This is a genomic window from Enterococcus sp. DIV0691, from assembly GCF_051711145.1.
GTDB classification, from domain to species: domain Bacteria; phylum Bacillota; class Bacilli; order Lactobacillales; family Enterococcaceae; genus Enterococcus_B; species Enterococcus_B hirae.
The window spans coordinates 1,433,005-1,458,130 of the sequence record NZ_JBIOLY010000001.1 but is presented as its reverse complement, the minus strand read 5'-3'; the positions used below and the strand labels follow the sequence as shown (position 1 = coordinate 1,458,130).

22 protein-coding genes are annotated in these 25,126 nt (G+C 37.3%); 14 read left to right on the top strand and 8 right to left on the bottom strand.

The genetic code is table 11. From position 1 onward, the window contains the following. Positions 1 to 211: 211 nt before the first annotated feature. The 3 genes from IGJ11_RS06555 (at position 212) to IGJ11_RS06545 (ending at position 3,580) form a co-directional block, all read left to right on the top strand. Positions 212 to 1,660 carry an amidase gene (locus IGJ11_RS06555; protein WP_207432177.1) on the top strand — a complete coding sequence of 483 codons (1,449 nt, stop codon included), beginning with the start codon at positions 212 to 214 and terminating at the stop codon, positions 1,658 to 1,660. Between the two features lie 234 nt (positions 1,661 to 1,894). Beyond that, positions 1,895 to 2,584 (top strand): hypothetical protein, encoded by a 690-nt coding sequence (locus IGJ11_RS06550; RefSeq protein ID WP_010719148.1) that lies wholly within the window; start codon positions 1,895 to 1,897, stop codon positions 2,582 to 2,584. A gap of 6 nt (positions 2,585 to 2,590) precedes the next feature. Then, positions 2,591 to 3,580: a sce7725 family protein gene (locus tag IGJ11_RS06545; protein ID WP_207432179.1), complete on the top strand. Its 990-nt coding sequence runs from the start codon at positions 2,591 to 2,593 to the stop codon at positions 3,578 to 3,580. 74 nt (positions 3,581 to 3,654) lie between these two features. Here the strand turns inward: IGJ11_RS06545 and IGJ11_RS06540 are convergent, their stop codons facing one another. The 3 genes from IGJ11_RS06540 to IGJ11_RS06530 all read right to left on the bottom strand — a co-directional run bounded on the left by IGJ11_RS06540 (position 3,655) and on the right by IGJ11_RS06530 (position 7,329). Then, positions 3,655 to 4,212, bottom strand: a complete 558-nt coding sequence (locus IGJ11_RS06540; protein WP_081127600.1) for a guanylate kinase — start codon at positions 4,210 to 4,212, stop codon at positions 3,655 to 3,657. A gap of 202 nt (positions 4,213 to 4,414) precedes the next feature. After that, a complete protein-coding gene (locus IGJ11_RS06535) occupies positions 4,415 to 5,596 on the bottom strand; it encodes a NupC/NupG family nucleoside CNT transporter (RefSeq protein WP_010719151.1) in 1,182 nt (393 codons plus the stop codon). Between the two features lie 230 nt (positions 5,597 to 5,826). After that, a complete protein-coding gene (locus IGJ11_RS06530; protein ID WP_010737583.1) occupies positions 5,827 to 7,329 on the bottom strand; it encodes a DUF1846 domain-containing protein in 1,503 nt (500 codons plus the stop codon). 156 nt (positions 7,330 to 7,485) lie between these two features. Here IGJ11_RS06530 and IGJ11_RS06525 point away from each other — a divergent pair, with 156 nt between their 5' ends. The 11 genes from IGJ11_RS06525 (at position 7,486) to IGJ11_RS06475 (ending at position 20,027) form a co-directional block, all read left to right on the top strand. Beyond that, entirely contained in the window at positions 7,486 to 7,677 is a 192-nt protein-coding gene (locus IGJ11_RS06525; protein WP_010719153.1) for a hypothetical protein, read from the top strand. Between the two features lie 329 nt (positions 7,678 to 8,006). Then, positions 8,007 to 8,906, top strand: a complete 900-nt coding sequence (locus IGJ11_RS06520) for a viral A-type inclusion protein (protein WP_207432181.1) — start codon at positions 8,007 to 8,009, stop codon at positions 8,904 to 8,906. Continuing rightward, positions 8,903 to 9,970, top strand: coding sequence for a hypothetical protein (locus IGJ11_RS06515; protein ID WP_034697961.1), 1,068 nt, complete (start codon positions 8,903 to 8,905; stop codon positions 9,968 to 9,970). The genes IGJ11_RS06520 and IGJ11_RS06515 overlap by 4 nt, the downstream gene beginning before the upstream one ends. Positions 9,971 to 10,108: 138 nt before the next feature. Beyond that, on the top strand, positions 10,109 to 11,041 hold the full coding sequence (locus IGJ11_RS06510; RefSeq protein ID WP_126343921.1) for a cation diffusion facilitator family transporter: 933 nt from the start codon (positions 10,109 to 10,111) through the stop codon (positions 11,039 to 11,041). A 192-nt stretch (positions 11,042 to 11,233) separates the two neighbouring features. Next, positions 11,234 to 12,022: an AzlC family ABC transporter permease gene (locus IGJ11_RS06505; protein ID WP_010719157.1), complete on the top strand. Its 789-nt coding sequence runs from the start codon at positions 11,234 to 11,236 to the stop codon at positions 12,020 to 12,022. After that, a complete protein-coding gene (locus tag IGJ11_RS06500) occupies positions 12,015 to 12,332 on the top strand; it encodes an AzlD domain-containing protein (RefSeq protein WP_010737579.1) in 318 nt (105 codons plus the stop codon). Before IGJ11_RS06505 ends, IGJ11_RS06500 begins: the two co-directional genes overlap by 8 nt. A gap of 153 nt (positions 12,333 to 12,485) precedes the next feature. Further along, the gene (locus IGJ11_RS06495; RefSeq protein ID WP_010737578.1) at positions 12,486 to 14,099 is read left to right on the top strand and encodes a polysaccharide biosynthesis protein; all 1,614 of its coding nucleotides are present in this window, start codon (positions 12,486 to 12,488) and stop codon (positions 14,097 to 14,099) included. A gap of 157 nt (positions 14,100 to 14,256) precedes the next feature. Beyond that, on the top strand, positions 14,257 to 15,105 hold the full coding sequence (locus tag IGJ11_RS06490) for a DegV family protein (protein ID WP_010719160.1): 849 nt from the start codon (positions 14,257 to 14,259) through the stop codon (positions 15,103 to 15,105). A gap of 158 nt (positions 15,106 to 15,263) precedes the next feature. Beyond that, entirely contained in the window at positions 15,264 to 15,743 is a 480-nt protein-coding gene (locus tag IGJ11_RS06485) for a DUF6530 family protein (RefSeq protein ID WP_010719161.1), read from the top strand. Between the two features lie 21 nt (positions 15,744 to 15,764). Then, the gene (locus IGJ11_RS06480) at positions 15,765 to 17,999 is read left to right on the top strand and encodes an AAA family ATPase (RefSeq protein ID WP_207432189.1); all 2,235 of its coding nucleotides are present in this window, start codon (positions 15,765 to 15,767) and stop codon (positions 17,997 to 17,999) included. Between the two features lie 378 nt (positions 18,000 to 18,377). Further along, on the top strand, positions 18,378 to 20,027 hold the full coding sequence (locus tag IGJ11_RS06475) for a glycoside hydrolase family 13 protein (protein ID WP_207432191.1): 1,650 nt from the start codon (positions 18,378 to 18,380) through the stop codon (positions 20,025 to 20,027). A 168-nt stretch (positions 20,028 to 20,195) separates the two neighbouring features. On the opposite strand, the gene IGJ11_RS06470 is transcribed toward IGJ11_RS06475, so the two are convergent. From IGJ11_RS06470 to IGJ11_RS06450, 5 genes are all read right to left on the bottom strand, one after another. Next, positions 20,196 to 20,750, bottom strand: coding sequence for a TIGR01440 family protein (locus IGJ11_RS06470; protein WP_034697955.1), 555 nt, complete (start codon positions 20,748 to 20,750; stop codon positions 20,196 to 20,198). Positions 20,751 to 20,766: 16 nt separating this feature from the next. Next, positions 20,767 to 21,255, bottom strand: a complete 489-nt coding sequence (locus IGJ11_RS06465) for an ECF transporter S component (RefSeq protein ID WP_178286263.1) — start codon at positions 21,253 to 21,255, stop codon at positions 20,767 to 20,769. A 3-nt stretch (positions 21,256 to 21,258) separates the two neighbouring features. Then, positions 21,259 to 22,059 carry a hydroxymethylpyrimidine/phosphomethylpyrimidine kinase gene (locus IGJ11_RS06460; protein ID WP_207432193.1) on the bottom strand — a complete coding sequence of 267 codons (801 nt, stop codon included), beginning with the start codon at positions 22,057 to 22,059 and terminating at the stop codon, positions 21,259 to 21,261. A gap of 337 nt (positions 22,060 to 22,396) precedes the next feature. After that, entirely contained in the window at positions 22,397 to 23,917 is a 1,521-nt protein-coding gene (locus IGJ11_RS06455) for an AMP-binding protein (RefSeq protein ID WP_207432194.1), read from the bottom strand. A 159-nt stretch (positions 23,918 to 24,076) separates the two neighbouring features. After that, a complete protein-coding gene (locus IGJ11_RS06450; protein WP_207414065.1) occupies positions 24,077 to 25,096 on the bottom strand; it encodes a tyrosine-type recombinase/integrase in 1,020 nt (339 codons plus the stop codon). Positions 25,097 to 25,126 lie beyond the last annotated feature (30 nt).

Genomic DNA, 25,126 nt, shown 5'->3' with positions numbered 1-25,126 from the left:
GTGGTTTTAGAATAATAACTGGTGATTAGCTTTTAGTCTATTCGTTGGTTTGCCATGAATAGTACCTTAGCTATTAGGATTCAATAGGTGTATATAATTACCGATAATAGCACCACCGTTTCTAACATGAAGCGTAATCATTCTTTTTGTTTGTTGAATAGAAATATGAGAAAATGGCACAAAGGTATGACAAATAAAAGGAGGGATTTACTTGAAAGATGGCATGGAGATCGTGAAGGGTCTAAAAAAGAAGCAGTTCAGTTACAAGGAATTAGTCAAAGAGGTTAGCCAAAAAGTAGCAAAATTAAATCCAGAATTAAATGCGTTCGTTACTTTTGAAACAGATCAACCGATTAAAGATGAGGCACCAATTCTAAAGGATGAACAGCCTTTAAGCGGCTTACCTTTCCCGTTGAAAATGTTAGGACAGGAAAAGCAAGGTTGGTTAGCTACATCAGGCTCAAAGCTTTTTCAAACTCATCGCTCATCTAGAAATTCAAATTTTGTTTCGCAAGTTGAAAAAATTGGTCTTATCCCACTGGGGCAGACGAATGCACCAGAGTTTGGTTTTAAGAATATCACCGACCCACAACTTTATGGTTCAGCTAAAAATCCTTGGAATCTTGCGCATTCGCCAGGTGGTTCAAGTGGTGGGGCAGCAGCCGTTGTTGCTTCTGGCATTTTACCGATCGCTGGTGCTAGTGACGGTGGAGGATCAATTCGCATACCTGCTTCCTTTTGTGGTCTGATTGGCTTAAAACCTTCACGAGGAACGATGCCAGTTGGTCCTCATGCTTGGCGAGGTTGGCAAGGAGCAGCGATTGATTTTGGTTTGACCATTTCTATGAGAGACACCAAAGCTTTATTTGCAGGACTGCGAAGTATCCATTCAGGAGCGCCTTATCAAGTTTCGCCAGCGGAATGGCAAGAGCATCCACCAAAAAAACGGTTGAAAATCGCTGTTTGCACAGAATCACCGATCCACACAAAAATCAGCGATGAAGCACGACAATCAGTGACCAATGCGGTGACATTTTTAGCACAAGAAGGCCATGAAATCATTGAAATCAATTACCCTCTTGATGGAAGAGCCTTGATTCAGTCTTATTATCAAATGAATGGAGCAGAAACAGCTAGTATGATTCACTCGATTGAATCTGGGTTAGGACGGTCGGTTGCTCAAAATGAACTTGAACCGATTTCTTGGGTACTACTAGAATACGGCAAGAAGGTTTCTGCAGCGAACTATATCCAGTCGCTTCATGTTTGGGATTATGCAGCAATCACAATGGAAGAACTATTTCAAACTGTTGATCTTTTTCTTTCGCCGACAACAGCATTTACTGCTCCAGAAATTTCCACTGATCTTCAAAGCGATGAAATTCGGGCAAAAATGGCTGGAATCAACGAATGCAACGAACAAGAAAGTTTAGCAGTAATTTCTGAAATGTTTGAGGAAAGTTTAAAGATCACGCCTTACACCCAACTGGCAAATTTGACGGGACAACCAGCAATCAGTTTACCCACACATATTAGTGAGGAAGGTCTGCCTTTGGGTATCCAATTCATGGCTGCCAGAGGACGAGAAGACTTGCTCTTTCAAATTGGCGAAATCTTTGAAAATCATCAAAAATTCTATTTACCGCCATGTTATCAATAATAGTCAGTTGAAGAAAAGCAGTTGGGACTAAGAAAAATTTAGACTCGACTGTTTTTTTCTGGCTGTCAGCTACCTCGTGACGATGTTTTGTCCCGTTCATTTAGTAGGATCAAATTGAACAAAAACTAATTCTAAATATTTTTAAGTAAACGATTCAAATAATAATTAACGATAGATTTTTTGTTGGATCTAAGGTAGAATGGGTAGGCGAAAATATGTTCGGAGGTGGAGGGATTGAAAACTCCTTTAACGATCGAGATGGAAACTTCTCTTTATCAATACTGTATCGAACAAGGGGGCATTGTCGTAGAAGAGGTGACCATGCCTGACGACCATGGTATCGTGGATACGTTAAGTTGTCTCACAAAGTTTGATGGTACAAGAGAGTGGCGTTGCTATGAGTTGAAAGTATCAAAAGCGGACTTTCGTTCCACTGCAAAGTTATCGTTTGTCGGGAATTACAATTATTTTGTATTACCTCAAACACTTTTTGATGAAGTCAAAGCTGAAATCCCCACTGGTATCGGTGTTTTAGTTTATCGACCTTACGGGATAGCAGAAGAGATGCCAGCTTCTGGTACATTCATTATTGCTAAAAAAGCAATGAAGCAACCGTTAGCAGTGGCAGAAGAGGCGCTGCTCAACCGTTTTATGGCTTCATTATTTAGAGAAGTAAGAAAAGCCAAACAGATGGAACGAGGCGTCAAATATTTTCCAACTGATCAGTTGTATAAAGAATTAAAAAAACGTTCAGATTCTCAAGATCCATTTGCCAAAGAGCGTTACTATGAACGCTTTATTGAAGAAACAGAAAATCAAGCGATCCAAGATTTACAAGCAGAAATCAGCGCTTTACAGCAAGACTATGAGAATCTGCGACAAAAGCAGCAAGTTAGACGCTTGCCAACAGAGCCATTGGAGTGAATAAGCATGTACTATCCTTATTTGAGAGGGAAACAGTTTGATCTTTTAGCATTAAAAGAAATGATTCAACAGAATCTACTATCCAAAAAGGTTGTTCCCATCATTGAACCAGTTCGTGATTCAGCTACCTTTAAAAACGTTGTCGAGTTATTCCAAAAAGCAAATCACCCGCTGATCATCATCGATAATCCCCAAGTGGGTCAGTTCAAACTTTTTGATGAACATTTACATTTATGGGAAGAAAAAGAAAATAGTTCCATTCAACATGCAATGATCAGCACGTCCGATAATTACCAACAGATCATAGAGCAACCACCTAAATTGATCATTTTTGATGGACAACATCAGCCGCGTGATCCAAAAATATGGAAAGAACTTTCAAAAATGGATACTCATTTTTTGTTACCAGACCATAGTCGGTTCCATATCTGGTTACCAGAAAACAAAATCATCATAAAAGAAGCCTTTAAACCAAGAAAACACGTAGAAGATTATAGCGAAAAAATAGATGATTTTTTTAGCGACGACTATTTGTTTTTTAAAGAAGAGGGGAATCATGGCTTTTCAGATTTTACGATTGAAGGAAGTCGCTATTTTGATAAAGGCTTTCCTAGTCGGGCATTGGCACTTCATCTGACCTATGTTGATGCATATGGTAATCTCAGAGTAAAACATTTTATTTCTGATACGAACGATTCAGCTAAGGATCAAGCACTAAAGTTTTTTGAAGCTGTTGAAAAAATGCAACAGTGGGTATTGAGGAACCAAGATCAACTGTTGATTACAACGGGTATATTAGCCCTGCTTTCTTTGAAACAACAAAAAAAATTTCCTGGTTTAGGTGTATTGAAAAAATGGACATTGGTCCATCATTTAGAACTGCTCAGTTTATTATTAGACCAGCCGACTAATTGGTTACGCATGTATTCTAAAGTAGAAGAATTACATTCGCTGATTTGTGGTATTGGACATACAGAACGACAAAAATTGGTTTGATTCCCCTCACTAGTTTATGTTTTGAAGCTAGTGAGAGATTTTTTTGCTAATCAATCCTGTTTATCAAAATAAGATCATTCTTTGAGCATTTTTATTTGTCGCTTAAATTGGTTTTTGGTGGCTTCTAACCCTTCATTATTTGCTAAAACAATGAGGTTTGGTAGTTTTTTTAACTCATCTAATTCCTTCGTGTCTTGCTCAAAAAGAGCGAGCCTTTTTTTGATTTGATCCGGAGCATCTCCACGTTGTTCTAAACGCTGCTTCAATTTGTTTTTAGCGATAGTCACAAATACTGGTTGGATCTGTTTCCCAAATGCATGGAAGAGTGCCCAAAAACCAGCAGCTGTTAAAATTGTATAACAATCACCATTTTTCAACTTTTGAGCAATCTCCCTCTTAGTTGAACCATATTTATGTCCCGCATATTCATCCCATTCCACAAATGCCTGTTCAGTGATCAACTGTTCAAATTTGTCTTCAGAGAGAAAATAGTAATCTTTTTGATCGGTTTCACCTTTTCGAGGAGGACGAGTCGTCGAAGTGACAATTTTTTCTTTTAGTTCAAAAAGAGCATTAGCAATGGAAGTTTTTCCTGAACCAGAAGGACCAATAAATACATAACATTTGTTCATCATGAATCTCCTTTAAACCTTTATTTCTTTTATTAAACGATACACGAGAAAGTTTCTTTTAGCAATTGTTCTTTTCGCATAGATATTCCAGGTGGACGACAATAAATTTTGACTTATAAAAAACACTCTCTTGAGTCTTTAGAAAATCGTCTAAAGAGCAAAGAGAGTGTTTTAAATATACAGTTCAATTAAATTTAATCATTTAGACTAGTAAACCAGTGACGATCGCACTTAAAAAGCTGACTAATGTGGCAGTCAACAAGATTTTTAATCCATGTTTCGCAACTAAGTTTCCTTTTTCTTCATTTAGACCTTTCATAGCACCCGAAATGATTCCAATGGAAGAGAAGTTAGCAAAAGATACTAAAAAGACAGATAAAATAGCTGTTGTACGTTCAGTAAAATGCAGATTCCCAGTAGCTAGTTCTGTCATCGCAACAAATTCATTTGTCACAAGTTTCGTCGCCATGATACTACCCGCATCCACAGCTTCTTTCCAAGGAATCCCGCTGATAAATGCTAGTGGAGCAAAGATGTAACCAAGAATTTCTTGGAAAGAGATCCCAAAGATTCCACTAAAAATGGCATTGATCATAGCAATAAGAGCAACGAATCCAATCAACATAGCAGCTACTGTAATCGCTACATGAAAGCCGTCAAGAATATATTCTCCAAGCATTTGGAAGAAAGTTTGTTCTTTGTTTTCTTCAATGATCAACTCATCTTCTTTTTCTTCTAATTCATAGGGGTTAACGATGGAGGCCAAGATATACCCACCGAATAAGTTCAATACCAGCGCAGTAATTACATATTTAGAATCGATCAACGCCATATAAGAACCCACGATCGACATCGAAACAGTCGACATGGCAGAAACGCTCATGGTAAATAAACGTTTTTCAGATAAGAAAGGCAATTCTTTTTTTATTGAAATAAAAACTTCAGATTGACCTAGTATTGCTGAAGCAACACCGTTGTAAGATTCTAATTTCCCCATACCATTGATTTTACTTAAACCCAATCCAACTGCCTTCATGAATAATGGCAAGATCTTGATATAACGCAAAATCCCGATGATTGCAGAAATAAAAACAATCGGCATCAAAACATTTAAGAAAAACGGCGCACTGCCTTTATTGGCTACCCCAGCAAAAACGAAATTGACTCCTTCACCTGCAAACGCCAGTAAATGATCGAATACTTTCGCTAACATGGAAACGACTGCTGTACCAAAAGTCGTTCGTAACAAAATAAAACCAAAAATAAATTGCAACACGATCATCAATAGTAAAGGTTTTACTTTGATGGCTTTCTTGTTGGTACTAATCAAAAAAGCAAGGCTAAAAATAAAAAGTAATCCAATAATTCCTAAAATCTGACTCAAACTATCACTCCTAATCAAAATTCCGTTTAATTTTACACGTTTTATCGTTAAAATACTAATTTTTTGCTAAGATTATCATCGCTTTTTTAGACTGAAACGCATACATTTCAATTGAAACGGATACAACAAAATAAAACTCTTAAAAGATTATCAGTTGCACTTTTTCAGGTGCAATTTAAATAAAATCTTTTAAGAGTTTATTCAGCTATTTGTTTATAAAGAAACAATGCTTATTGATAAAATAAATTTTCCGATGGATAGAAGGGAGCACTTGTGATATCAATACCTAATTGTTTCAACGTTTGTTCATCATTTTTATTGACGATGACTGTCGAGTGAGCTTGAGCACCATCTAATTCAGCAAGTTTGTCATAAGCTACTTGAGCGATAGGGTTGGTTACCGCACTGATTGAAAGAGCAATCAGTACTTCATTTAGGCTCAATGTATCAACGGAAGAATGCAGTGCGGCAGACTTCATCCCTTGAATCCGTTCTAGAACAAGTGGCGATAACAATGGAATATTATCTGAGATATGTGCCAAATGTTTGATCGCATTTAAAATGACGGCAGCAGAAGCATTCATTAAAGAACTGGTGCGTCCTGTAATGATCACTTCATCAGGTAATTGGATCGCGATCACCGCAGAAGGATCGTTGCTGTCATTTTGAACAGTTTTTGCATACTCATGAGCAGGCAATACCACTTGACGGTCTTCAGGTTGAAGACCTACTTCTTCCATGATCAATTTAATTCGATTTACTGCTTCCTCATCGATCAATCCTTTTTTGAAATCACATTCTGTTTGGAAATAGCGGCGGATGATTTCTTGTCGAGAAGCTTCTTGCACAACTTCATCATCAACGATTCCGAATCCCACACGATTCACACCCATATCTGTAGGGGATTGATAGATTGATTCTTTACCAGTGATTTTTTCAATGATCCGTTTGATTACTGGAAAGGTTTCAACATCTCGATTATAGTTTACAGCAACCTTGCCATAGGCATCATAATGGAAGGAATCGATCATATTGACATCTTTTAAATCCACAGTGGCAGCTTCATAGGCAATGTTTAGTGGATGTTTCAATGGGACATTCCAAACAGGGAAGGTCTCAAATTTTGAATAACCTGCTGATTGTCCTTTTTGGCTTTCATGATAAAGCTGATTCAAACATGTTGCTAGTTTGCCACTACCAGGTCCAGGAGCAGTAACAACAACGATTGGCTTACTGGTCTCAATATATTCATTTTTGCCAAAGCCGTTTTCAGAAACGATTTTTTCAACATTAATTGGATAATCTTCAATTTCTGAATGTTTGTAGACTTTGATATTACGTCTTTCTAATTTATTGACGAAGACATTCGTAGCTGGCTGACCATTGTAACGAGTAATGACGACACTATTGATAGATAATCCGTAGCCACGCATTTCATCGATCAAGCGTAAAATATCCATGTCATAAGTGATACCATAATCCCCACGAATTTTATTACGTTCAATGTCTCCAGCGTAGACGCAAATCAAGATTTCTGCTTGGTCTTTTAATTTTTGTAACAATTTGATTTTTGCATCTTCTTCAAAGCCAGGCAAAACACGTTTGGCATGCTTATCATCGACCAATTTGCCTCCAAATTCTAAATATAATTTGTCATAGTGATTCACTCGTTCAAGGATATATGCTGATTGTTCTTCGATATATTTCTCTGAATCAAAACCGATTTTTTTCACGAGATTCCCTCCTTAAGTACTAAAGCATTTTTTCATTTTTTTTGATTTTCGTCAACTAGTAACTAACACCGGATTAAAACAACAGATAAAATCTCAAATCTGGCTTGTTTCATCTTAAATTCATTGGTATGATAGTTTTGATAAGGAAGGTGTCACATGAAAAAAAGACAGAAAAAGAAAAACGCATATAAACAATATATCCGTTCGATTTTTACCGGTTATGAAAAAATGCTCGAAAATACTGATTTAGAAGAGATGAAGTTTACTTATTTGAATGAAGAAACACTATTATCTCGTGATGAAAATCAGCGCATTCACTTCACAACCAGAGATCTGCCTCAAAAATAAAAAAATTACTGAGTGAAAAAGAGTGGGGGGATCTGTAGTAACCCCCAAAAGTTAGAATCTAACTTTTGGAGGTCGCTTCAATCCTCTTTCCACTCTTTTGTTTTACTCTCGATACGTAAGATTATTCAATAGTAAAAGTACAATAATCAGACCTTATCAAAACGGTGGATAATCAATGAATATTGATTAAAAGATACATAGAGGAGGAAGCCCTTTGTAACATTTTTTTCTATAAAATGGTACTATTAAATTATCAATTCAATAGTAAGTAAACTCAACCTATTGTGCTTCTGTCCAAGAAAGTGGATAACTGTGAGGAGGTAATCAAAATGAAAGAAACACCACAAGAAAATAACGAAGAAATCATCATTCAGCAAGAAGATGACACTACTTTTTTTGATATCAAAGAAAAAGCTAGTACGAATCTATCTCAACTGTTAGAGGATTTACAAGCATTTGAAAGAGCTGTTCGTGAAGAAAACATTCCAGAAATCTATCAACTGTATAATGGTCATTTAAATGAGGAATTGAAAAAAAGTTCGAATGAAAACCATGAAATCGATCAGCTATTAATGCGGAAAATCCATGATCGCTTTATTCAAGAATTTCCATTTATGGAGCTAGTCGAAAAGATTTCTCCTACGATGAGTTATTACAAGATCGGTACGTATTATCACGAAAGGCCAACAATTGGCATCGATGCTAGTCTACCGGAAATTTTCGTCTTGCCCCAAATTGACGAAGAGTGGGGCACCTATGCAAACCAGGAACCGGATGACTACAGTCAACAAATTAACGAACTTGATGCTAAAGTCATCACTGCAAAAGCCGAGATCGATCGTCTGGATGAAGAATTAAAAGAAGTGGATCGCCAAATATCTGATCTGGATGACACTAAAGGATTTTTAAATCGGAAAAAAATTGATGAAGAAATCCAAGAACTAAAAAAACAAAAACAAGCATTATCGAATGAAAAATTAGGCTGGATGCCTTATCTTGAAGCACCTGAAAAAATCCAAAATCAAAAAGCTGCTTTGCTTAACGAAGCAAAAGCGAATCAATTACGTGCAGCGATCGTTGAAAAAGAACAACGACAAATCAATCGCTACTTCGGTGGGATAGAAGGGTTCAGTCAAACCATCCATCATTTCCTAATGAATTACTTAGGAAATATTGACCCACATAAAAACCCAGAAGTATCGATGCAAGAGGGAGGGGTAGAGGAATGAATGAGCATGAAGAGTTAGAAAAAAATGAAGAGCTGGAAGCACAATCGTTAGCAGAAACGACTGTGGCGGAAGAAGCAATAGAAACAGATCCTGAAAACTCCAGCAATCACTCTGCTTCTGAAGATGATTTGCTTGATGAAAATGAACAGGTCACTTCTGAACAATTAGAGGCAATTGAATCCAGTCATCCACATGAAGCGAGGGAAAATCAAGTCTATTTAGAAACAAAAGAAAAAGACCATCAAGACATTGTTCTTTTGATTGAAACAGCAGAGGCAGAATTAGCGGATTTACGCTTACGGAAATATCTACTTGAATCGGACTTTTCACAATTATTAGATGCTTTTGAACGCTATATCTTAAAAGCAGAACCTATTTCCCCGATTGGTAAGACAAGTTTGATTGAATACTTTACTTATGAGTTGCTAAAACCTTTAAATGATATTGGTTTGAAATTCTCTAATACCACTTATGATACTTGGGAAACACGACATTTTTCGATCAACTATCGTTTGAATGATTCCAATCAATTAGTATTTTCTTTTGTTCTTCCGACGATTGATCAACGATACCAAGTGGAATCACTCAACTTATTGGAAGTTTCACCAGAAACGATGGAAATCACGGTTCAGGATGACCGTGTGTTATCTTTGATTCGTTATTGGTCTGTTGAACGGGTATTCTCTGCTGGTCAACTGACTATTTTCAATCATAAGTTCAACCAAATATTAGCTCATGCACGTCACTTAGGTTTCTTAGTCAAGCAAACCTTACTAGATAACACCCAACCGTTACATCTGAATCTTCAAAGTCAATTTGAATTGACTGACCAGGTACTAGATGACATCTTTATCGTAGCGATGAAAAATCCTCAATATGATTTTGAAAAAATTGGAGAAGAAAAATACCAAGTTCTATTAGATAAAGGACAATCCATGATCATTTCCAAAAATCAGAAAAACCAAACAATGCTTGAAGTTTCTTCTGGGGAGTACCATCGATCAGTGATTGATTTCTTTATCAATTACGAATTTTTGGTTCCTTTGATGGTTCGAAAGGCTTAGACAGGATATAAACGTGTGGCAATCCTTAGAGAGATTGTCGCATGTTTTTTGTTCCGTCTGCAGGCAATAGATCACACGGTTCTTCCGAGAGATAGTTAACTGAGAAACTGTTGAGAAGAAAAGAAAGAAGGAAATAAGATGGAAAATTTTAAAAAGAGCGGGATGTTCTCTGTGATTGCTGCATTAGGTGCGAATATTTTAGTTGCAATCAGTAAATTTGTCGGTTATGCCATTAGTGGAAGTGCGGCAATGCTGAATGAAAGTATTCATAGTATCGTCGATTGCAGCAATCAAATCCTTTTGCTTTTTGGGGATAAACGAGCGAATAGAGGGCAAAGCGAATTACACCAATTTGGCGAAGGAAGAGCAAAATATTTTTTTAGCACAATTGTGGCAACCATGCTCTTTTTTGGTGGGGGAGCTTTGGGAGTCATGGAAGCTTTTGAAAAATTGACCCATCCTGCGCATGAAGTTGATAACTCATTGATCGTTATCATTATTTTAATCTTTGGATTAGCCATTGAAGGAACGTCATTACGTATCGCTATGAAAGAAATCCATGAGTTGAATACCGAAAAGTTATCATTGATGAAATTTTTGAGAGAAAGTCGTCACAGTGAAATTTTGATCATTTTTACTGAAGATTTTTGTGCTGTGATCGGACTCATTCTTGCTTTATTAGGAACAGTCTTGACGATGGTAACAGGAATTGCGGCGTTTGATGCGATTAGCGGCCTATTGATCGGATTATTGTTGATGGGAGCTGCCATTTTCTTAGCAAAAGAATTTTATAGTTTGATTGTTGGTGAAAGTGTGACAACGAGTGACTTGATTAAAATCAAGCAAGCCTTTGAGCGTCCGGAAGTCTCTCGTTTGATCGATGTAAAGACCGTTCATCTGAGCCCAACTGAGGTATTGGTAGCTGCTAAAATTGATATCTTTGATCACCCAGAGAATGAATCGTATGCAATCATCAATAACATTGAAGAAACGATTCGGCAGTCTTTAAATGATAAAAAAGTTTATATTTATATTGAAACTGATAAATATGACCCTGATTATCGAAGATGACCATGCTGATTCTTCAGCAAAACAATGCTTTTATGTTGCATAAAAATAACTTGTTTATGATTTAAAATTTCAATATTCAAGCTTAAAATGAGAAAAATATAATATTGTTTTTAGATAAAACGGCTACAATTTCGTTTTTTTATGTTACAATGAGTCCGCTGTTTATTTGTTGTAATTGAAGGAGACATTTTGATGAATAAAAAGAAAAGTGCGCCATGGCTTCAGGCTTTGCACGCAGTAATGCCACTTTGCTTAAGTTATATACCAGTTGGGTTAGCTTGTGGTGTCTTATTGCAAAAAGTGGGTTTTGATCCAATCTTAACCGGTCTGTTGTCCATATTAGTATTTTCTGGTGGAGCGCAATTTTTAGTTGCTTCGATGCTAACAACTCAAGCATCTTTTGCAACGACACTTTTGATGGTATTTTTCTTGGAATTACGTTACACATTGTTAGGGTCGAGTCTTTCAGGTTTTATGAAGAAAGAAAAGAGACTATTCTTAGCGGTATTTTCACAATCGTTAAATGATGAAAATTATGCGGTTAATTATCTTAAATATTCAACTGATCCTACATGGAATAAGCGTAAAGCTTTATATGTAAATTGGTTTTCGATGGCTTCTTGGACAGGTAGTAACATGATTGGAAACATGTTTGGTTCTGTTATCCATGTAGATGCTGATCTCGTTCACTTTGCACTGACTGCGATGTTTATCTTCATGTTTGTCATGCAAATGAAAAATAAGCTGCTCATTTTTACAGGATTGTTTTCTGGTGTATTAGGCGTTACTTTCATGGTCATGTTCCAAAATACATTAGGTTTAATTGCTGCGACGGTGATCGCTTCTTTTGCAGGGTTTGCTTTAGAGAAAGCTTTCAAAAAAGAGAAGGCAAAAAAATTAAAACGATTAAAAAACCGTGGCAAACATGTCAATGAACCACTATTCAACTTCCCAGAACAGGAGAGTCAACATCATGACTAAGACGTATCTTATTCTTTTAGTACTTAGTTTATTCGTGGTGGCTTATGTGCCACGACTATTCCCGATGCTCTATTTTACCCATCGGAAAGTCCCTTCATGGTTTAGTGAATGGATGAAATATGTGCCAGTGGCGCTATTCGCAGCTTTAGCATTCAAGGATGTCTTTATTACCCATGAACATTTAGCCATTGCTTGGAATATCAAAATCTTAGCTATGGTTCTCGTAGTTGGCGTGGCGTATAAAACTCATTCTATGGCATTATCAGTAGTAACTGGACTTGCTTCGGTATTTTTGCTGTCGATGTTTTAAACAGTTCCAAAATTTTGCCTTCTCTTAGTTTTAGAGAATGGCTTTTTTTTTTTGCCTTTTTTATTAAAATTTTAAGGATGATTTGTCCTTCTTTGAATTTTTGCTATAATGGGAAAGGTATTGATTTAAATATAGATAGTTGAGGAAAATTTAATGAATAAAAAATTGATGCAAGGAACATTTTGGTTAACCTTTGCTAATTTGCTTTGTAAGGTATTAGGTGTTGTTTACTTGATCCCATGGCTAAGTATGATGGGGAACAATCAAGAAGGAATGTTAGCGACCACTTTATACAATGTAGGTTATTTACCTTATGGCTTGTTCCTGATGCTGGGAACAGTTGGGTTTCCTAATGCGATTGCTAAAAAAGTCGCTGTAGCAACGAAAGAAAATGATGAACAGGGCTGTCGAACGATTTTTCGCAGTACCATCAATATCATGTTTGTCATTGGAATCATTTCTGCTGTGCTGATGTATCTTTTTGCCCCGATGCTTGCAGGAATCAGCCCAATTGCAAATGTAAATAATGGGATCTTAGCAATTCGTAGTTTGTGTCCGTCATTGATCGCCATTCCAGTTCTTAGTGCAATGAGAGGTTATTTTCAAGGGAAAAACAATCTGAGACCTTATGGGACCTCACTAATCATTGAACAAGCGGTTCGTGTCCTGGTCATTTTAGCAGGAACGTTTTACTTACGCGTCTTGACCGATGGAACGATTTTAGAAGCTGTTCTGATCAGTACAGTGGCATCCTTCTTTGGTGGGTTAGCAGCAATTATCCATATGTATTTCGTTGGAATAAAAAATGATTATTTCAAATTAAAAGATTTCTTGATCTCTAGTCGCTATTTCAAGCATGAAAATCGGGCAGAGTCGGTATCGATCATTCGTGAAACTTTACCTTTCATCTTTGTGGGATCTGTTATTACCATCGTGCAAATGATTGACCAAGTGACGATGAAGCCGTTGTTGCATTTTTTCAGACCTGAAATCACGAATCAACAATTAGAATTTTTATTTAGTCGAGCGTCAGTTAATCCCAACAAGTTGACATTGATCTTGATTTCTATGGTTGGTACAGTCGCAATCAGCAGTTTGCCGATTTTAAGTACTTTGAGAAAAAAAGATCGTTTGCAAATTGAAAAGACAGTAGGAGATAGTTTTTCAATTGCTGTCTTGATTTTACTTCCTTCTCTTGCGGGGATGTCATTATTGGCGGGTCCATTGTATACCTTATTTTTTGGATATGATCCTGATAGTGTCGGCTATTTCCAATTTGCCTTACTCGCTTCATTATTCTTTTCATTGTTCACGATTCTTTCGACGATGTTACAATCACTTAGCCATCATATGATTGCGATTCGGCTGACCGTTGAAGCGATTATTTTGAAAATTGTCTTTCAAGTGATTGGATTAGCACTATTTGGCGGTTATGGTATGAGTTTTTCAAACACAATGGCTTTTGCGATCGTGTTTATCAGAGGTTATTTCTATATGTGTAAAGAGTATCGAATCGCACCTCTAGCTAAAATCAGATTTTTCTTTCTTAAAACATTCCGCTCAACCTTGTTGATGCTGGTTCTTTGTTCGATTGTATTTATCCTATTGAACCTCCAATTGACGATGACGTCGAAAGCCCATGCTGTTGTTTATTGTGTTGGCCTTGGTGGAATAGGTGGGCTGACATTTCTCTTTGCTCAATTTGGCAGAAATGGGCTTCAATTACTTAAAAACTTCCAGCATCGGCATCACTCAACCAAAAATTAGGAACAACATCCAGTTCATGATAATTTTTTAAAGCTACAGAAAGTGAGAGGGACGTGATTGTTTCTCTCACTTTTTGAGTGAGAGGTTCAAATGTCATCTTTCTTATGATATAGTTAAATAGACTGGTAAAATTCTTTGAAATGAGGAAATTAAATAAATGAAACTTGCAGTAGTTACTGACAGTACGGCTTATTTGCCTGAACGAATCCAAAATCATCCTGATTTGTTCGTTATTCCGATCCCTGTCATTTTGGATGGGAAAATCTACAATGAAGGAATAGACATAGAAGCTGACGAATACTATGGGCTTCTAAATAAAAGCAAAGACTTCCCGACCACTTCACAACCTGCAGTTGGAGAAGTACTGGCGCTTTACGAAGAACTGAAAAGAAAAGGATACGATACCATCTTAAGTATCCATTTATCCTCTGGGATCTCCGGCTTTGTCAACACATTACATGCTATGAAAAACGACATTGACGGTGTAAAAATCGTTCCTTATGATTCTAAGATCACGAGTATGCCAATGGGTCACATGGTAGAAGCTGCTCTAGATTTAAATCAAAAAGGTCAATCTCTTGAAGAAATTATCGCACATATCGATCGTATCCGAGATAATACGTATGCTTATCTCATCGTGGATGACTTGAACAACTTAGTACGCGGTGGACGCTTGACTAATGGGGCTGCATTGATAGGTGGATTGCTTAAAATCAAACCGATTTTGACTTTTTCAGAAGGAAAAATCGTTTTATTTGAAAAAATCCGTTCAAGTAAAAAAGCTTTCGCTCGTGCCGAAAAAGTCATCGGCATGCGAAATGAGGAAATTGCACCACCTGTTAAGCTTTATGTGATTCATGCAAATAATTTGGAAGTTGCCATACAAGAAAAAGAAAAATTACAAAAGCAATACCCGCATGCTGACATTGAGATTGGTCATTTTGGTCCAGTGATTGGTAGTCACTTAGGAGAAAAAGCAATCGGGCTTGCCATTTCTGCGCAATAATTTGGATTATTCAATTCAATGCAAGCATCGTCTCTCATTCATTGGGATACGATGCTTTTTTTGCATTTTTTCTATATAAGGCGTATAATCCTTAAAAGTTTAGTAAATGAGTAAATCACTAGGTTAGTAATTTACTAAAAGAGAAAGGATGGATTTAGATGGAAATCCCAACAAATTTAAAACACAAACCTGTTATTGTCGTTGAAGACTATGATCAAGTTGATGGAAGAAATGCTTTGCATACGGATGCTAAAGGACTATCTTTAGGGTTAGCACAATGGAATGATCGTGGAAAAGTTGATATTTCAGGCAAGGTATGGCGCCATACGGGTGAAAAATGGTCACGCCAATCGGAAGAACTACCAATCACTCGGATCTTAGATCTAGCAATTTTAGCTGCGCAAGGAAGTTTGTATTTTCAAGATGCGTATCGCTATGAAAAATTTTATGATCCTGAAAATCCAGTTGTCGATATTATTGGACTTCAAGGGAATCGAATGACAGTTGAAGTGGATACCAAAAATCCTAAGATCGATGAAGATATTATGCTCTATTATGACACGTTACAAAAAGATGGCGAATTGATCGGAGAACGTTTCCGAATTTTGAAACGTCTATTAGATGATTTAGGGTATTAAGGAAAAAAGGAGTGAGGTACATTGGAAGATTTCTCACTGACAAAAGACCGTCAATTTTCAAGTGTTGAAAAACAAATGATTTGGCAAAAGCCAACGAGTCATCGAACCAGTCAAGAAGAACAAAGAATCGCAGCTGAAATCTTTGAAAACTGGAATGATCCTGAAATGAAGATCAGTAACATCTTGCTTGAAGGGGATGCTGGGTCAGGAAAAACGCAACTGGCTAAAGCTCTTTCGGCTGATTTACAACTTCCTTATACGAAAATAACTTGTTTTGCGGATATGGATAAATCAGATGTCTTTGGTGCGCTATTGCCTATTGTTGAGTCTGACGTAGATGAAGATCAAGAATTGATTGATGCAATCAACCAAACAGAGACATTAGAGGCTGTCTTACGGTTAATAAAAAATCACTATAATCTTAGTACAGAAATGGCTAAATCCAAACTGGCTGATTTCATCAAGCGGATGGAACAAAATGAAAATAGTAGCGTTCGCTATAAATATTATCCCTCTGAAATTGTTCGTGCGATTGAAAAGGGGTATTTGTTAGAAATCCAGGAGCCAACGGTGATCCGTGATGCTTCCGTATTAGTTGCTTTAAATTCCGCTCTTGAGCCAAATGGATTATTGAATTTACCCACAGGTGTCGTCGTCCGTCATCCAGATTGCGTCATCATCATCACAACCAATCGGAACTACCAAGGTAATCGTCCGTTGAATGAATCTTTGAGAGATCGGATGCAACATGCTGAGAAGATGGATTTACCTTCACTTGAAGTGATGGCTGAGCGAGCCTTAGGTAAGACAAAGATTCAACAACCTGAACTGCTCTTGAAATTAGCGGAGATCATTCGTTTATTAGATGATACTGCCAAAGCGAATGCCATCAAGGGAGTGGCTGGTATGCGTTCTTACTTTTATTGGGCAAATACTTGGAAACAAGGGCAAGATCTTTTCCAATCGATTTATCCTAAAGTTCTCTATAAATTGACCACTGTTCCAGAAGAATTGGAGATATTAACCCAAGCATTAGAACAAAGTGGGCTTCTTGAAGAACTTCGTGAATTATTACGGCAAATAAAGTGGGGACGTCTTTCAGAAGAAGCTTCAAGAAATCGAGGCAGAATCCTTAACGATGAAGAAGCTGATGAACGTAATATTGATCAACTAGCAGAAGAAACGTTGTCTTTAATGGAAAATGAGTCGCCTGAGATCGAAGAAGAAACTCCACCAGTGGAGAATGCTGAGATTGAAGAGGAAAAAAAGGCAGAGTCTTTCTCATTTGAACAAGAACGAAGTCAAGAAGTTTCAGGTCAGGGGCAACAGGAGCAACAAGCAGAAGATAATTCAGAAAAAATGTCTGCCTCTGATATGGAGGCTTACGCCAAAGAAATCAAACGTGAGTTAACGAAAGAAGCACGACAAATAATGAAGGGGACGATGCACGAAAAAGAAGGACTGATCGTTCATCGACCAAAATTTGAACTCAAAGCACAAGAAGCAGAACAAATCAGACAACAAGTTTTACCGATCGTTGAAACATTAAGCCGTCAAATTTTAGATTTGTTGGAAAATGATGAATCAACGACTTATCAAAAAGGAAAATATGAAGGACAACGGTTCAATGCGAGTCGTGTGGCCTATAATGACCTAGGTTATTTTGATAAGAAAAATCCACCCCACGAACAACCTTCATTGGCAGTGGCTTTAAGGATTGATGAATCTGGTTCAATGATTCGAGATGAACGAATCGAAGCAGCAAAAAAAGCAGCGATCGCCATCGCAGAATTTGCTAAACGTGTAAATATTCCTTTAATGATTTATGGAGATACAGCAGATGTCTCAACGAGAGAAAAGACCTCAATTTTTTCTTATAAAGAATTTAGTGATGATTTCCAATGGTTAGATGAGAAGTTAGTGACGATGAAACCACGACAAAACAATCGTGATGGTGCCAGTTTGAGACTAATTGCTAACAAACTAAGCCAAGAAGTTGCCACGACTAAATTGCTGATCTCGATTAGTGATGGCCAGCCTAAAGCTTTGCCAGACTATACTGGGAAGAAGGCAAGGGAAGATATCCAAAGCGTTCTGTCTGAATATGACCGTCAAGGCGTCATCTTTGTGGCTGCTGCGATTGGACAGGATCAAAAAGAAATCAAAGAGATATATGGGGAAAATCGTTTCATTGATATGACAGACATCAACGAGTTACCACAGCAATTGATCCAATTGATTGCTCGCTATTTGTAAATAGCTGAAAATAGCTGGAGTCACGTATAAGTCCATTCATCGACTAAGAGAGATTGTGACAGAAGTTCCTAGCTCTGAGAACAAGCCGAAGAATTCGAAAATAGTTCCTATTTTTGGATTTTCGGCTTGTTTTTTTGTTAGAGCGACTGCTGGAACAACGGGAAGAGGGCATGAACGCATTGTAGCGAATGGTTAAACTCCATTTAGTTTATCTATCAGACTCTTTTTGATCGTTTCGACTGTTAAATCCTCACATTCTGCAAACCAGATAACGAAACAAAAAAGGAAACTGTTAAAGAGAAAACGATGTTATCGGTAACATCAACAAAAAATAGTGGCATTGTTTTATAATAGAGAAAAAGAGAAGGGAAGAAGACAATGACTCAAACAAAAGCTTGGTGGAAAGAAGCGGTCGGATACCAGATTTATCCTGCCAGTTTTATGGATAGTAATGGAGACGGCATTGGGGATCTCAATGGGATTCGTGAAAAGCTTCCTTATTTAAAACAATTAGGGATTGATTTTATTTGGATCAATCCAGTTTATTCTTCGCCTTTTATTGATAACGGTTACGATATTAGTGACTACCAAAATATTTTAGAAAAATTTGGAACAATGGCCGAATTTGATCAATTACTGGCAGAAGCACATCAACAAGGGATCAAAATCATTATGGATCTTGTGATCAATCATACCTCTGATCAACACGAATGGTTTATTGAATCAAAGAAATCACTGGATAATCCTTACCGAGATTACTATATTTGGGTAGATGGAACACCTGAAAATGCTCCGAATGACTGGCAATCGATTTTTGGTGGCTCAGCTTGGGCATATGATGAACAAACGAAACAATATTATCTGCATGTCTTTGCTAAAGAGCAGCCTGATTTAAATTGGGAAAGCGACAAGTTAAAAAATGAACTTTTTTCTATGATTCGCTGGTGGTTAGATAAAGGGATCGATGGGTTTCGTTTAGATGCGATTTCCCATGTGAAAAAAGATGAATATTCTGTTAAAGCAACTGAAAACCCCTTTTCTCCTTTTCAAAATGTTTCCGGGATCGACGAACATTTAAATGAATTAAAAGATGTTTTTGATGACTATGACATTATGACTGTTGGCGAAGCTAGCGGGGTGTCGGCTGAAGAAGGTCCAGAATGGGTCGGCGCTGATGGGTATTTTGACATGATCTTTGAATTTGACCATATCTCGATTTGGAAGCACGAAAAAGAAGGAAAACTTGATGTTATCAATTTAAAAAGAGCGTTAAGTGCCTGGCAAACCGCTTTAGACGGTAAGGGTTGGAATGCACTTTATATGGAAAATCATGATACACCTCGTTCAGTTTCTGTTTTTGGTGATCCTGAACATTATTGGCAAAAATCAGCAAAAGCAGTCGCAATGATGTACTTTTTCCTGCAAGGCACACCATTTATTTATCAAGGACAAGAAATCGGTATGACGAATATGCCGTTTACTGCCATCGAACAAATCGATGCCGTCGATTCAAGACGTCTTTATAACCAATTGCTAGAAGAAGGAAAATCTCCTGAGGAAGCTATAGATATCGTTGCTGATACAACAAGAGACAATAGCCGAACACCTATGCAGTGGGGATCAGAAAAATATGCCGGATTCTCAACAAACGAACCTTGGCTGCTGGTAAATCCCAACTATCATACACTTAACGTAGAAGAACAAGAAAACGATCCTTCGTCGATCTTATCTTTCTACAAACAAATGATCCGCATCCGTCGTGAAAATCAAGGATTGATCTATGGTTCATTCAAAGAATATCTCGCTGAACACGACCAACTCTATGTTTATGAACGATCATTTACCGATAAAAACTATCTGATTATGGTCAATCTTACGAGTGAAGTAGCGGAATATTCATTACCGAATGAAGTTGATGTTCCTTGGGAATTACTTCTCACGAATCAAGAAGAACGTGTATTTGAACGAGTGAGTAAGCTTGATCCTTATGAAGCGAAATTATTTGTAAACAGTAAAAAAAGAAACTAAAAAAAGTTTGTCTTGAGCTTTCTAATGAAGTCCAAGGCAAACTTTTTTGACATACTGTATGAAGTTGGGTGACTGTACCTTTATAGAAATTAGATAATAAGTGAATATTTTATAATAAAGAATAACATTTACATAAATATTAGGTAGGTTATCAGTTAATTGATTCTTTTAAATCACTTCATACTCAGCTCGCGGACCACCAATGTATTTTGGACGTGAACGCAGAGCTGTAACATGTGCGGCTCCTAATGTTTGACTGCTTGGTCGAACAGGTACTTGAACGTGTTTGACATGCATACCAATGGAAGTATCACCGATATCGATCCCAGCTTGCGCTACCACATGTTCCACTTCTACTGGATCATCGAATTGGTCAAACGCTGCTACTGAACAAGCGCCACCAGCGTGTAAGGCTGGTACAACAGAAACAATTTCAAATTGTTTTTGCTCTGCTACGGAGCGTTCGACGACAAGGGCTCGATTAATGTGTTCACATCCTTGAACAGCTAAAGCGACTCCTAAAGGTTGCAATATTTCTCTAATCGTTTGGATAATCCACTGTCCAACTGGAGCACTTGAGTTTTTACCAATTTGTCCACCGACCACTTCACTGGTACTACATCCTAATACAAATAAATCGCCAGATTTTAAATTTGCTTCTGCTAATACCTCGTTGACCATTTTGGTTAATTCTTGTTTTAAAGATTCTTCTGTGATGCTCATTTTATTCTTCCTTTCATTACTTACTTTCTTTTTGTACTCTCGTTCGTTTTAGAGCTTGAGTGAGTGGTAAAGCCAATCCAACCCCTACAATATTTTGAAAAATATTTCCAGGAATAGAAGCTACCCCCGCAGGCCAATCATATAAAAACCAACCTGCTAAAAAATAGCCACTAATCATCAGACAACTACCGATAAAAAGACCGACAAATCGACCTTTGCTTGTTTTTTCGGCAAAATAGCCACTGACCAATCCTTGCAAACCATGGATCAATAAGGAAAAAAGGGCCCATTGCGGATAACCTGACAGTAAATCGATGAATAAACCACTTGAGGCACCGACAACGAACCCACCAAATGGACCAAATAATAAAGCAGTGGTGTAGATGCCAGCTTCGCAGAGCGTGACAAAGCCGTTAGTTGCTGGTATGGGAACCAAAATTGTTAAAGATAATGCTACTGTTAAAGCGATCAGCATGGCATATATTGTTATTCGTTTCGTATTCAACGATTAAATCCCTCCTTTGATGTTACCGCCAGACCAGACACTGCCTGTTTGATCATTCATTTCAACACCGTTTAAAATACATTGATAAACGTAAGTTTTACTTCGTTGAATGGCTTGTGGGAGCGTATAGCCATGGACGAGATTCGCTGTAATAGCAGAAGAAAAGGTACATCCTGCGCCATTCACCGTTGATCGTGTTAATTTTTCTATTGTAAAAGTGGTTAGCCCGTCATGACTATACAAAACATCGATTGCTTCATCGCCATGGATCCCAGAGCCACCTTTAACAACGACCGCTTTGCTTCCTAAAGTATGAATAAATTTGGTTGTCTCTATCACTTCATTGATGCTTGAAATTTTTTTCTTTCCAGAAAGGAGAGCCGCTTCTTTAAGATTGGGCGTGACAAGATCAACAAGGGGGAAGAGTTCTTTCACTAAGCACTCAATATACTGTTGATTCGCTAATGAAGTAGTTTCTTTAAAAGCTAAAACCGGATCAAGAACGATTGGGATTTGAGGGTGCTTTTTTAAAAAATCTCGGACGATCATGATTGCTTCAAGAGAATGCAATAAGCCAATTTTGATACCCGCTAAGTCTGTCATCTTCTGGATCGAAGCAAGTTGCTGTTCCAACCACTTAGCAGGTAGATTTTCTAAGAGGAATGCGTTGTTTTCGTCTAACATGCCTACACAGGTGAGCGCGCTCATTCCAAAAAGTTGAAAATTCTCAAAAGTTTTCAAATCGGATTGAATTCCTCCACCGGCAAAAGGGTCAGAACCACCAATTGTAAGTATTTTTCTCATTGTTTTCCCTCCACGAAAAGAGTATAACGAAAGTTGTTAGAAAAGAAAACAGCCAATTGGCATATTTTTATGTCATCCAATTTTGCGTAGTCTTTAGATCACCAAAATTTATCTACCATCTGAATGAAACAAGTACACTGTATTGTTGGCAACTTAACAGCTAGAAGAAAACATAAGCTATGCATACTCAAATGAACAACTTCATTAGATATTATTATCAATAAATTGAATCTTTTTTTGTCATTCCTACAATTTTAACAACTGAAAAATGGTTAAACAAAAGAGAACACTGACGTTATACCTGCTAGGTAAGAGAATAACGTCAGTGTTCTGTTTATTATGCTTTTAATTCTTTTTCGATTTGTAGTCGACGGACTTTCATTGTCGCAGTCCGTGGGATATCTTCATAATCTCTGATAATCGGCGTATTCAATCGAGGTAACTCATGCACTTGTTTCCACCAACGATCCCAATCCATTTCGTGATTAGGAGCAAGAGCAATCAATGGTTGTGGTGCATTGTTTTTATCACGAACGATGACCACTTCCGATAGAAATTCTAATGAGTCTAACAAGAAATCTTCGATCGCTAAATTGCTATTGATTGTATCGATCAAATCCACTTGACGATCCTTTAAGAACAAATGCCCCTGTTCATCCATGCTGCCGTAATCACCGCTGTCCCACCAAGCACCATAAACATTTTCTTGGAAACGAGCATCTTCTTTATAATAAGTTAATGCACGACCTTTTGATAATAAATGGATGTGTCCATCTGTATTAGCAGGTAAGACGTTCCCATTTTCATCTGCGATCCGCGCTTTGGTTAAGTCGCCAAGTCCCACACCCATGTCTCTCGCATTACTCGTTTTTAAACTCTCTAATGTATGAGCTTTTAAAATCATCGGTCCGCATTCGCTTTGGCCATAAACTTGTAAGAAAACAGCTTCTTGATTAGAAGAAGTGCGTAAGAATGTTTCCATAGTAGAGTTGTTGATCGCATCAAAAGTGGAATGGTAATAACGAATACCAGCAAAAGCTTCTGGATATTCTTTCGCTGTAAAGCTCCACTGAACAAAGTTGTTTGGATGTGTTTCAAGTGCAATCGGTGGATTTTCTTTTAACATGGCCACAACGTTTTCCCCTTGAGCATCCGCTAACGGCATCATTGGAAAGCCCATCGCCATCAATGAAGAAATACCAATATTGAAGCGAGAATGAACAGGAGAGATATGGAAAGCCACAAGTTTTTTCTCTGCGATCTTAGTAAAGACAGTTTTTTGCCATTTGGTGCGCCAGCCCATTGAATGAGCAGAATGACAAATCAATTTAGGAATACCTGTTGTTCCTGAAGTATGGGTCATATAAGAAATTTCATCGTTCCCCAATTGATTTTGTGCCACTGGTTCTGCTGATTGAGTCAATAGTTTAGAAACAGCAATTTGTTTTTCTTTTGATCCATTTGAAATGCCAGCCACTCGTTCAGCCGTTTCATCATCAAAAAGGATAAATGGATCTTCTAAACGGTCGACAAAGACTTCTAAAGTGGGGGTAGGGAAGTGATAAGAGATCATTGCTGGTACCGCCCCAAGATAAGCTGTTGCTACAGCTAATAAATAAGTATCAAAAGCTGAACTTTTGTAGATCATGACCTTATCACCAAGTCCGACACCCAAATGAGCTAATTGATAGGCACGAGTCAAAACGAGTTGACAGGTATCTTTGTAAGTGCTTTTAAAACCAAGTTCCGGAAAAGCTGCTAAGGGTTGGTCAAAGATGATTGGTACATCTGGTGTAGCATTCGCTGCTTCTTGAAAATTAGAAAAAAGATTTAGTGGGGAATAAGCGATTGTTTCCATAAGTCACACTCCGATTTCATTTAATAAACAAGTTGGTAAGCAAAGTAAGAAAAACTTGTGAATTAAATCATTTACTTTGCAAATTCAGCTATAATATTAGCACAAACCCTAAATAAAAAACAGCTTTCTTTGTGAAAAAATGAATTATATTTCGTTATTTCATTTTTTGATACTTGTTATTTCCTTGTAAGAGAACTCTAACATCTTTTGATGGACTTCTTCAAATGAATGTTCATTGATATAACGATTACCATAAAGGAAATTGACGATATCCAGATCATCAAAATAAAGGGAAACGTAGTACCCGTAAGTTTTACGACATAATTCTGGCGAAATATTTTTATATACAGTGATTTTACTTAGTATTTGGCGAATCGTCCGTGGAGAGATTTGCTGGTCATGAGATGAACGAAAAGCAAAAGAATCAGGTCCTGTCCCAGTATCAGTTATTGCTAAATAGTTTTTAATGAATGGTAGTGCTTCATTGGGAATTGGCGACTGATTAAGACGATTTTTTTTACGGCTAAGATGAATGATTTGTTTATTTAAGTCAATATCTTTTCTTTTTAATTCAACGACTTCATGGATCTTTAACCCGCAATATAAAAGAATAGCTGCGATCGCTAAATTTCTTGGTCGGTTCCTTATTTCAAAGCGTGCTTCTCGTGAAGAGTTAAAGCCATTCATAGGAATAAACAGATGCTCAAAGTCTTGAAACAAAGAAGCGTCTATGAATCGAGGCGCTGCAGCAGTAGTTTCAGGAAGCGTTTTTCCTAATAGAGATATTTCTTCAGTCAATAACCCTTTTTGATACAAAAAGCGTAGAAAATGATTTAACGAATATTGTTTTCGCGAAAGACCATAATAGCTATTTTTAAATAACTGGTTTGTTTGTTGATCAGCTGTGGTCTGAAACGAACGAGTATGCTGATAGACTTTGTCTAAAAAATTTAAATAGTCTTGTTTTTCAAGACGAAGAATAACTTCATCTGTGATCTCTTGATCTAAAGCTTCGTGAAGATAATCCGTGAATAAATGAAAATCTTTTGCATATTCATAACGACTGCTTAATGAAAGCTTTTTTTGATTTTCTTTTAAAAATTCTTGGAAAATAGGAGGAAGCTGTGCGATGCGTTGTTTTAACTTTTCTTGAATGTGTTTTCGTGTTTTTTGATCCATAAAAGAACCTCCTTTTTGTTCAAACTGGTG